Consider the following 10504-nt stretch of genomic DNA (forward strand, 5'->3'; position numbering starts at 1 on the left):
GGAAGCACAGGACGTTGTTGACCTGGTTCGGATAGTCGGTGCGGCCGGTGGCCATCACCGCGTCCTCACGCACGGCCTTGACCTGCTCGGGCAGGATTTCTGGAGTCGGGTTGGCCAGCGCAAAAATCATCGGCCGCGGCGCCATCTTGGCCACCATCTCGGGCTTCATCACCCCACCTGCCGACAGGCCCAGGAACACATCGGCCCCTTCGATCACTTGGCTGAGGCTGCGCAGCTCGGTCTTTTGCGCAAAGCCGGCCTTGTCCGGGTCCATCAGCTCGACCCGGCCCTCGTAGACCACGCCGGCCAGGTCGGTCACCCAGATGTTTTCCTTCGGCAGACCGAGTTTGACCAAGAGGCCCAGGCAGGCCAGCGCTGCGGCGCCGGCGCCCGAGGTCACCAGCTTGACCACTTTGATGTCCTTGCCCAGCACCTTCAAACCATTCAGGAAGGCCGCGCCTACGACGATGGCCGTGCCATGTTGGTCGTCGTGGAAGACAGGAATTTTCATCCGCTCGCGCAGCTTGCGCTCGACGTAAAAGCAGTCCGGCGCCTTGATGTCTTCCAGGTTCACGCCACCGAAGGTGGGCTCCAGCGCGGCAATGATGTCGACCAGCTTGTCTAGATCACGCTCGGCGATTTCAAGGTCGAACACATCAATACCGGCGAACTTCTTGAACAGCACGCCTTTGCCTTCCATCACCGGCTTGGAGGCCAGCGGGCCGATATCGCCCAGGCCCAGCACGGCGGTGCCATTGGTCACCACGGCGACCAAATTGCCGCGCGAGGTGTAGCGGAAGGCATTGGCGGGATCGGCCACGATTTCTTCACAGGCCGCAGCCACGCCGGGGGAGTAGGCCAGCGCCAAGTCGCGCTGATTGACCAGCTGCTTGGTGGCGGCGATGGCGATCTTGCCGGGCGTCGGGAACTCGTGATACTCAAGTGCCGCTTGGCGAAACTGGGCGTTCTTCTGTTCTGAGGTGGGCATGGTGCTGTTTCTCTCGGCAAGCCAGTGGAGCCATCGGACGGCTGCGCCAGCCCAATGCGGGCGGCGATTGTAAAAGCCGCAGCGGTGGGCAGGTGCCCCGCTGCGCGCAGCGCAAGTGTCGGTCTCCCTGGTGATTTGGCGATACGCGGAATTGCGCATCGTGTTTGATGGCCGGGCAAAGGATACTTCGGTCTGTAAAGCCCTGTGCCCTCCTCAGGGACGACCCCTCCGACCCGCAGCTCTTGATGCCCGAACAGAAAACCGCCGCTTTGCCCCGCCCCTGGCGCTGGCGCCGCGCCCTGCTCTGGGGGGCACTGGTGGCTTTGCTCTTGGTGGCGCAATCGCTGTTGTTGGCCTTGACGCTCAGTTACGAGACGGCGCGAGCCCAAGAGAAGGTGGACGATGTTGCGGGGGAAGTTGCCGCTCGCGTCCGACAGATTGCGGGGCGCGATCTTCAAGGCTTGCAAGGCCTGTTGTGGGAGAGCCCGCAAGCACCGCGCTGGACGGCGGACGCGAGCGAGTTGCAACGCCGCACGCGAGCCTTGCTCCGCATCGAGTACCGGGATGCCGATCGAGAGGTGGTCAAGTCGGTGGAGTCGACCTACGTCACGCCCTTGTTCGAGCGGATCGCCCGCGAGCATATGGAGATTGAGACCGAGTTGGCTTGCCAGGCGGCCTTGCGTCAGGGTTCACAGCTTTATTCCCGGAGCTACTTCATTCCGCTGGCCGGAGGCGAAGGCCTGGAGGTGGTCGATCTTTGTCTGCCGCAACTGCGTGCGGGCTCGGCGGCAGCTTACGTCGTGGCGACGATCAGCCTGCGCTATTTGTTGGAAGACGCGGTCACACAGGAGCAGGCGCGCGGTCATGAATTGAGCTTTGTGGAGGGAGATGGCACTCGCTTGGCGCGCACCGGGCTTGCCCGTGGTGCCGGCCATTACCTGGCGGAACGCTTGGTCGACCTGCCGGGGCTCACCTTGCTCTTGAAGGTTGACAGCGCGGCCGGCCGGCCGCGTTTGATCCCCAATCTGGCCACGGCCCTGGTCTTGGGGCTTTCCTTGGTGCTGTTTGCGGTGGTGCTGCTGTTGGCGCGCGATGGCCGGCGCCGCGCCTTTGCGGAGCGTGCCTTGGCGGAGTCTTTGGCCTTTCGCCATGCGATGGAAAACTCCTTGATCACCGGCCTGCGCGCCCGGGATATGAGTGGCATCGTCACCTACGTCAACCCGGCCTTTTGCCATATGGTGGGCTTCCAGCCCGTCGAACTGCTGGGGCAGGTGACTCCGCCCTATTGGCCGGCGGAGTTTGTCGATGAATACCGGCGCCGGCATGCCGACCGCAGCGCCCGATGGGAGGCGGGCCAAGATCCGCGCCAGGGCTTCGAGACGGTGTTCATGCGCAAAAACGGCGAACGTTTTCCGGTGATGATTTTTGAGGCGCCCCTGCTGAATGCGCAGGGCGAGCAAACCGGCTGGATGAGTGCGGTGCTGGACGTCAGCGACCAGCGCCGCATGGAAGAGTTGGCGCGCCAGCAGCAAGACCGACTGCAGGCGACGGCCCGTTTGGCCACCGTGGGTGAAATGGCCTCCTTGCTCAGCCATGAACTGAATCAACCCTTGGCCGCCATCGCCAGCTACGCCACCGCGTCCTTGAATCTGCTCAAGCTTGAGGCCGACGATCCGCTCACGCCGGATATGGTTCGCCAAGCCGTCACCCGCATTGCCGAGCAGGCCGAGCGCGCCGGCCGCGTGATCAAGAGCGTGCATGATTTCGTGCGCCGGCGTGATCAGGCGCGTGAGGCCATCGGCGTCGACGATTTGTTCGAGGCGGTGCTGCCGCTGGTTCGCTTGCAGGCGCGCAAGAGCGGCGCACGCATCGAGCTTGAATTGCCCGCTACGGCGCCGCGCGTGCGCTGCGATCGCACCATGGTCGAGCAGGTGTTGCTGAACCTGACTCGCAATGGTATTCAGGCGATGGAGGGCCACACCTCTCAGGTCGAACGGGTGCTGCGTTTACAAGCCCGCCCCAGCGCTGACCCTCGTTGGATCAGTCTTGCGGTGATTGACCGTGGCCCAGGCATTGCGGCCGAAGTGGCCAAGCAGTTGTACACCCCGTTTTTCACCACCCGTTCCGAAGGCATGGGCTTGGGGCTGAGCCTGTGCCGCACCGTGGTGGAGCAACACGGTGGCGCCTTGGACTTCCAAAATCTTGAAGGTCCGGGTGGCCAGGTGTTGGGTACCGAATTCCGCTTCACGCTGCCTGCTGCCGGCGCGATAGCAACGAACAAAGACAACGGAGACAAGCCCCGATGAGCCGAAAACTGCCGATGGTCTATCTGGTCGATGACGAAGACGTGGTGCGCGATGCCCTGGGCTGGCTTTTGCGTTCGCGCCGCCTGTTGTCGGAAGGTTTTGCCAGTGCCGAAGCTTTTGAGGCCATGCTGGATGCGCGCCCCGAGGGCGGCAAAGACTGGCCGAACGCACCGTCTTGCCTCTTGCTGGATGTGCGCATGCCGGGCATGAGCGGCTTGGCGCTGTTTGAGCGGCTGATTGAGCGCGGCTTGTGTGGGGATCAAGCGGCCCTGCCGGTGATCTTTCTCACCGGCCATGGCGATGTGCCCACCGCCGTCGCCGCCGTCAAACGCGGCGCCTTTGATTTTGTCGAGAAGCCCTTTTCCGACAACACCTTGGTCGACCGGATTGAGCAAGCGCTGGCCATCAGCGAACGCGCCATCACGGAGCGCGAGCAGCAAAGACAAATGAGCAAGCGCTTGGCCGAGCTGACCGAGCGCGAACGCGAGGTCATGACCCTGGTGGTGCAAGCGCTGCCCAACAAGCTGATCGCCGATCAGCTGAACATCAGCGTTCGGACCGTCGAGGTGCACCGGGCCCGCGTCTTCGAAAAAATGAACGTCAAGTCGGCGGTGGAGTTGAGCAATCTGTTGCGAGAGGACTGAAGCGGCTTCCCCTCAAGGCTTGCGGGTCGATGGGGTCAAGCTGAGGCGATCGAGGCGCGGGCTGGTCTGCTTCAGGCCCGGCTGGCGCGCGCCGCCGATGGCGTAGAGCTGACCATTCAGGCTCAGCACGCCCAGGCCGTGGCGTGGCTCGGGCATCTCACCCATGACTTGCCAGCGGCCTTTGTCCAGTGCTCGGCATTGCACCTGGCCGAGCATGCCGCCGCCGTTTTCGGCGGTTTCGCCACCAATGCTGCAGATCAGCTGCTGGCCTTGCCGGCCCAGCAGCCCGACACCATGAGCCGCCTGAGCAAAGACCAAGGGGGCTTCGGCCTGCCAACGGCCGGTGGCTGCGTCGAAGCGGTGGACGCTGCGCAGATTGGCGCCGTTGTATTGGCGGCCGCCGATCAGCCAGGCATGCTCGCCCGCAGCCAGGGCGGCCGCGCTGCTCTTGATCTCGGGCCCGTCGGCCAAGGCGCGCCAGCGGTCGCTTTGCGCTTCGTAAACCCAATGCCACGCCACATCGCCATGGTCGCCCCATTGAGCATTGGCCTCGGCGCGTGGGCTGCGGCCGCTGACCAAGTGGATCTGACCTTGCTGCAGCACCGCGGTCGACTCGGTCAAGGCCCGCGGCAGGGCGCCCAGACGCTGCCAGCGGCTGCTGCCCTCGTCAAGGCGCAGCACATCACGGCTGGCGCACCAGTCGCCGCCCTCGCAGCGAACAAAGCCGCCCACCAAATACAAGCTCTGGCCCAGGCTGAGCAGTTGCGCATGGTGGCGCCCCTCGGGCAAATTGGGGCCTAAGCTCCAGCTTCCCTTGACCGGGTCGTAAATTTGCAAGGCATCGCTGAGATGGCCTTGCGCTGCGGGCAGCTCGCTGCTCAAGCCGCCCGCCACGAACAGGCGACCGCCGTGCACGGTCGGGTAAATCTCTTGCACGCCAATGGGCATGGGCGCCAGGGTCTCCCAGCGCAGCGTGGGTGTCATTGCGGTTTCGGCGTTCGCCCAGCTGCAGTTGGCCGCGGCAAAAGTGGCCAAGGTGGCGATCAGGCTTCTTTTGATCGAGTGCGTCATTGTCTTCCCTCCGCTTGGGTTCAAACCATCCGTCTAAATCGGGTGCTAGCCCGTGCAGGCCAACGGAGCCAAACCGGGCGGAGCTTAGTGCAAGGCGATAAGGCCTGACTTAAGTCAGCCAGTTCTGGGCACAGGCGCGTGCGCCTTGCGTTACCGTGCCAGCCAGCGCAAGCGCTGGGCATGGCCTGCCGGGCTGAAGCAATCCCTCGAAGACCTCTTGTACTTGTTTGGGCCTGACCGCCTGCAGCTGCGCCATCGCCTCCATGGGGTCGCGCAATTGACCGAAGGTGAACAGCTCTTGCGCCGCCGCTTCCATGCGCCGCGCCGGCTGCTCCAGAACCCGCAGTCCGCGCATTTGCAGTTGCTTGCGCGCCCGCGCCAGCGCCACCTTGTCCACTGGCCCTTCGGCGTGGCGCTGCAAGAGCTGATGCACCGCCTGCAAGAACTCCTCGGCCTGGGCGGGAGCCGTGGCGCCTTCGATCAGAAACTGACCATACAGCGGCTGGATGTCGGCCGAGGCGGCCACGTGATAGGCGAGGCCGCGGCGCTCTCGAATTTCATCCAAGAGCGGCGAGCTCATGCCTTCGCCCAGCAGGGAGGCGGCCAGTACATGGGGCAGATGTCGGGTGCTGTGGGCCTTGCCCAGGCTGGGGGCTTCGAAGCCAAGCAAGACCTGGCACTGGCCCGTGCCGGCCAGGCGTCGCGTCTTCAGGCCGCCCTGCCAGACGGGCGCGCTCAGGGTGTTGGGGCTGCCGCTGGGCATGGCGCCAAAGGCGCGGTCCACCAGGCGCGAGAAGGCCTCGGCATCGACCGGACCTGCTGCCGTCACCACCACATTGCAAGCGGTGTACTGGGCTTTCGCATAGGCCAGCAGGTCCTCGCGGCTGAAGCGCAGGATGTTGGCGCGGCTGCCGATGATGGGCCGGCCGGCCGCATGGTGTTGGCCGTAACTGGCGCGATCCAGCAGTTGGAAGGCCACGCTGGTCGGGTCGTCCTCAAACTCGCTGAACTCTTGCTCGATCACACGGCGCTCGCGCTCCAACTCCTCGGCCGGGAAGTTGCTGTTCAAGACGATGTCGGCCAGCCAGTCGACAAAGGCCGGCAGATCGCCTGGCAAGCCCTCGATATGAAAAGCGGTGTGGTCCTTGTCGGTGTGGGCATTGACCTCGGCGCCCAAGGCCTCGGCATCGAGGTTGATGCGCTGGCAGTCGCGCGTGGCCGTGCCCTTGAAGGCCATGTGCTCCACCACATGGCTGATGCCATTCAGCCGTGCGCTCTCGTGCAGGCTGCCGGTCCGAATGAACACGCTCAGGCTCACCGTTTGGCGCCAGGGCATGGGGATGGTGACGGTGCGCAGGCCGTTGGCGAGCGTGACCAAGCGGGCGGTTTGGGAGGCGAGCGATGGGTTCAAGATGGCGAAGAAAAGAGAGCAAGGTGCAGCGATGGGGCGAGTTGCTGAGTGTCGCCGATGCGCCGCATGCTTTGTTTGTCGGTACAGACGGGTGTTCAAGAGACTCGGCACGGCACTACAGTCTGCGCTCTTCCTCACCTGCCCCTTTGATGGGGGCCGCGCCTATGCAGCCTGAAATCGCTTGTCAGTTGGCCGCAGCCATTGAAGCACCCCGACTGATGCTTGAGCCGCTGCGCGAAAGCCACGCCGACGTCTTTTTCCCTGCCTTGCAGGACGAGGCCATTTACCGGTGGATCTCCATGCCCAGGCCCGATAGCTTGGAGGCCCTGCGGGATCGTTGGCGTCGAATGGAAGCCAGCCGCATGTCCCCGGACGGCTGCTTCGCTTGGTCGGCTTGGGCGGTGCGCCGCAAGTCGGATGGCCAGGTGCTCGGCCGTGTCGATGCTGAGATCACCGGCGCCTTTGAGGCCAGCAACCTGGGGTTTTATTTCTTCAGCCCTCATTGGGGCCAAGGCTATGCCACCGAGGCCGCCGCAGCGGCTGTTGCGCAACTGGCCGCGCGCGGTGTGCAGCGCTTTGTTGCCACGGTCACCGTCGGCAATCTCGCCTCGGGGCGGGTGCTGCAAAAAGTGGGTTTCAAGCTCAGCCGCATCTTGCCGGGCAATGATGTGATCCGGGGCGAAGCGATGGACGACGAGGAGTATGTGTTGGAGCTCAGGCCCGCAAGGCCTTAGCCGAGTTCCAGCTCAGCCCCCGAGTTCGGGGGGTGGCTGATCCTATCGGCACGTCTGTGTCACCGGCATGCCATCGCAGCTTCGTAGATTGCGGGTTTTCTACTGGAGTCTCTCTATGAACCGCCCGCTCATGCTTCGTCGCAGCCGCAAATTTGCGCTGGTCCTTTTGCCCCTGGCCATCGCCTTGGCCTACGGCCCGGCACAGGCCGAGAAGATTACCCTGCTGCATGTCGGCGACCAGGAATCTTGGCTCTTGTCCGCGCAGGGCAATTTGCGCGACAACAATTCCCAGGCCTTGTCCTTCTACGGCGGCGTTGACCGCATGGCCAGTGTCATGCAGAACGCGAAAACCGCTGCCGAAGCCGCCGGCCACAGCGTCTTCAAGCTCAACGCGGGCGATGCCTTCTTGCCCGGCCCGCGCTGGAACGCCAGCAAGCTGAACCTGGCCAAGGCTTTCGCCGACGGCGGCCAGGATTACTACGACGCGATCGCGATGCGTCACATTGGCTTTGACGCCGCCGTGTTCGGCAATCACGAGTTTGACGAAGGCGCCGCGACGGCCGCGCGCTTTGCCCAGGTTTCGGGCACCAAATACCTGTCATCCAACCTGAACTTTGGCGCGACGCCAGCGTTTCAGTCGCTGGCCGCAGCCGGCACGGTGGCGCCTTACACCATCATGACCACAGGGGCGGGCACCAAGGTTGCCTTTGTGGGCGCCACCACGCCTTTGCTGCCGACCATCTCCTCGCCCGGCCCGGTCAATCTGATCAACTACAACCCGCTGGCGACCGAGCAGGCCAACCTGATCGCCCTGAGCTCGACCATCCAAAGCAATGTGGATGCGGCCCGTTCGGCGGGCGCCACCACGGTGGTACTGATGAGCCACTTGCAGAACTGGAACAACGAACGCAGCATCGTGGTGCCGCGCCTGCGCAATGTGGATGTGGTGCTCAGCGGCGGTGGTCATGAGTTGATGAGTGATGCCAACGATGCGCTGATTCCCGGCACTTCGGCATCCATCAACGGACACCCCCAGTTTGTCACCGGTGCGGATGGCCGCCAAGTCGCCTTGGTCACCTCGAACTTTGGCAACCGCTATGTGGGCGAACTGACGCTCAATATCGGCGACGGCGGTAAGGTCACCGGCGTTGACAGCTCGCGCATGTTGCGCGTCAGCGGCGCCGCTGCGGATGCCGACCGCGTGGTCGGCGACAGCTTCTTGAAGACCACGGTGGTGGATCCCGTCAAGGCCTATATCGATGTGCTCAATGCCACGCAAATTGGCAGCTCGGCGGTTGCTTTGAACGGCGAGCGCGGCAGCGCCGGCCAGCCCGGCAGCTTCATCGCTGGCGTGCGCAATGCTGAAACCAATCTGGGCAATCTCACGGCCGATGCGATGCGTTTCGCCGGCAAGGCCGAGCTGGGCATTCAAAACGGCGGCGGCATCCGCGCCGGCATCGCCGCCGGCAATGTGACGGTGGGGGATACCTTCAACGTGCTGCCCTTCACCAATTTGGTCAAGCGCGCCAATGCGGTCAGCGCCGCGCAGATCAAGGGCATCATGGAGCACTCGGTCGCGCGAGCCGATGCCAAGGGCAGCCCCGACGGACGCTTCGCACAAGTTTCCGGCATGAAGGTGATCTACGACACCAGCAAGGCCGCCGGCTCGCGAGTGCGTGAAGTGGTCTTGGACGACGGCAGCTACCTGGTGCGTGACGGTGTGGTCGTGGAAGGCGCGCGCACCGTGTCGCTGGCCACCATCGACTTCACCGCCAATGGTGGTGATGGCTATCCTTTCGCCGCGCTGGGCGTGGTGTTCGAAAACAACGTCAACACCGTGACCTACCAAGAGGCTTTGGCGGGCTTCATTGGAACCTCGGTTGCCGACGGTGGCTTGGGCGGGCAGATCGATGCCGCCCGCTATGGTGTTGCCTCGCCCTACGATATGCAGGGCCGCTTGGTCGACCTGGCGGTGGTGGCCGTGCCGGAGCCGCAGACTTGGGCCTTGATGTTGGCCGGCATTGCCGCCTTGGTGGCGCGCCGCCGCCGCGCTGCTGCGGTTTGATGCTTGTTTGATCGAGGGCGAGCTTGGCGCAGGCTGAGGGTCGCTGAAGGGAGTCAAGCGTTTCAGGGTTTTCACTAGGCCTTGGGACGTTTGACTCGGCGATTAGCTCAAGCCGGTGCTGGGCCGCTTGCGAGCTCAGAAAGAGCCCTCAAGATTTAGGGCTTCTGTGGGCGGCTGGACAGTCGAGTTTCGGGCGATTACCGTCGAAGCGCTGCGCTCAGTCCGGGCGCGGCCCGCCGGTCGGTCCAGCCGGCGTGCACTGCCTCAACGCCTGGGCCGCGCCTTCGATCCATGACCGATTCCGCCTCCCCTTACGCCCTCAAGCCCTGGCTGCAGCACTACGGCAGCAGCATCCCCAAAACACTTCCTCCGCCCGATGCGCCGCATCTGGCCGCTATGGCCCGAGAGGCGGCGCGGCGCTACGCATCGCAAACGGCTTTTACCTGCGTGATGCCCAACGGCATGTACGGTTCATTGAGCTACGCGCAGGTGGACGAAATGAGCGATGCGCTGGCGCACTATCTGCGCGGCGTGTGCAAGCTGGCGCAAGGCGACCGTGTGGCGGTGCAGATGCCCAACTGCCTGAGCTACCCGGTGGCGCTGTTGGGCATCCTGAAGGCGGGCTGTGTGGCAGTGAACACCAACCCGCTCTACACCTCGCAGGAGATGGCGCACCAGTTCAAGGACAGCGGCGCCAAAGCGATCGTCATCGTCGACATGTTTGCCGACAAGCTGGAGTCCATCCTCGCGCAGACCGAAATTCGGCATGTGGTGATGACGCGAGTGCCCGAGTTCTTCCCGCTGGTGGTGCAGCCCATCGTCCACGCGGTGATGAAGTACTGGAACCGCCTGGTGCCGGCGCATGGCATGACGGTGACGCGCCTGCCCGATGCACTGGTTCAAGGTCGCAAGCAAGTGGGCGATGCCGGTGTTTACACGCAAGGCCTGGGTCATCAGAGTCTTGCCATGCTGCAGTACACCGGCGGCACCACCGGCGTGGCCAAGGGGGCGATGCTGACCCATGGCAACTTGCTCTGGAATCTGGAGCAGATGCTGGGCATGACACGCAGCCATATCGACGAGGGCAAAGAGGTGGTGCTCACGGCGCTGCCGTTGTATCACATCTTCGCCTTCACGGTGAACTTCCTCACCATGTACCGCATGGGGGCCTGCAACATCCTGGTGCCCAGCCCGCGGCCGATCCAGAACTTGCAGCGCGCCTTCGAGAATTACAAGATCACCTGGCTGACCGGTGTCAACACGCTCTACAACGCTTTGCTGCGCG

General features: G+C 64.0%; 8 protein-coding genes. 5 read left to right on the forward strand and 3 right to left on the reverse strand.

Annotated elements, in window-relative coordinates:
• Positions 1-988 (reverse strand): malic enzyme-like NAD(P)-binding protein (locus ACOVRJ_RS00140; protein ID WP_422041881.1); only part of this gene is annotated, 988 nt, incomplete at its 3' end.
• 245 nt (positions 989-1233) lie between these two features.
• On the opposite strand from ACOVRJ_RS00140, the gene ACOVRJ_RS00145 reads away from it, so the two are divergent.
• Positions 1234-3294 carry a sensor histidine kinase gene (locus ACOVRJ_RS00145; RefSeq protein ID WP_422041882.1) on the forward strand — a complete coding sequence of 687 codons (2061 nt, stop codon included), beginning with the start codon at positions 1234-1236 and terminating at the stop codon, positions 3292-3294.
• Positions 3291-3938: a response regulator transcription factor gene (locus tag ACOVRJ_RS00150; protein ID WP_422041883.1), complete on the forward strand. Its 648-nt coding sequence runs from the start codon at positions 3291-3293 to the stop codon at positions 3936-3938. Before ACOVRJ_RS00145 ends, ACOVRJ_RS00150 begins: the two co-directional genes overlap by 4 nt.
• A 12-nt stretch (positions 3939-3950) precedes the next feature.
• Here the strand turns inward: ACOVRJ_RS00150 and ACOVRJ_RS00155 are convergent, their stop codons facing one another.
• Together ACOVRJ_RS00155 and ACOVRJ_RS00160 are read right to left on the reverse strand one after the other, a co-directional pair.
• Complete coding sequence (locus tag ACOVRJ_RS00155; protein WP_422041884.1) at positions 3951-5009, reverse strand: Kelch repeat-containing protein; 1059 nt, start codon at positions 5007-5009, stop codon at positions 3951-3953.
• Between the two features lie 109 nt (positions 5010-5118).
• On the reverse strand, positions 5119-6420 hold the full coding sequence (locus tag ACOVRJ_RS00160) for a M16 family metallopeptidase (RefSeq protein WP_422041885.1): 1302 nt from the start codon (positions 6418-6420) through the stop codon (positions 5119-5121).
• Between the two features lie 164 nt (positions 6421-6584).
• Between ACOVRJ_RS00160 and ACOVRJ_RS00165 the strand changes: the two genes are divergently transcribed.
• From ACOVRJ_RS00165 to ACOVRJ_RS00175, 3 genes are all read left to right on the forward strand, one after another.
• Positions 6585-7154 (forward strand): GNAT family N-acetyltransferase, encoded by a 570-nt coding sequence (locus ACOVRJ_RS00165; RefSeq protein WP_422041886.1) that lies wholly within the window; start codon positions 6585-6587, stop codon positions 7152-7154.
• Positions 7155-7269: 115 nt separating this feature from the next.
• Positions 7270-9219 carry a 5'-nucleotidase C-terminal domain-containing protein gene (locus tag ACOVRJ_RS00170; protein ID WP_422041887.1) on the forward strand — a complete coding sequence of 650 codons (1950 nt, stop codon included), beginning with the start codon at positions 7270-7272 and terminating at the stop codon, positions 9217-9219.
• A 291-nt stretch (positions 9220-9510) separates the two neighbouring features.
• A partial coding sequence (locus tag ACOVRJ_RS00175) for an AMP-binding protein (RefSeq protein ID WP_422041888.1) occupies positions 9511-10504 on the forward strand: 994 nt, incomplete at its 3' end.

Origin of the sequence: Roseateles sp., from assembly GCF_049240545.1 — a bacterium.
In the GTDB taxonomy this organism is placed as follows: Bacteria; Pseudomonadota; Gammaproteobacteria; order Burkholderiales; family Burkholderiaceae_C; genus Paucibacter_A.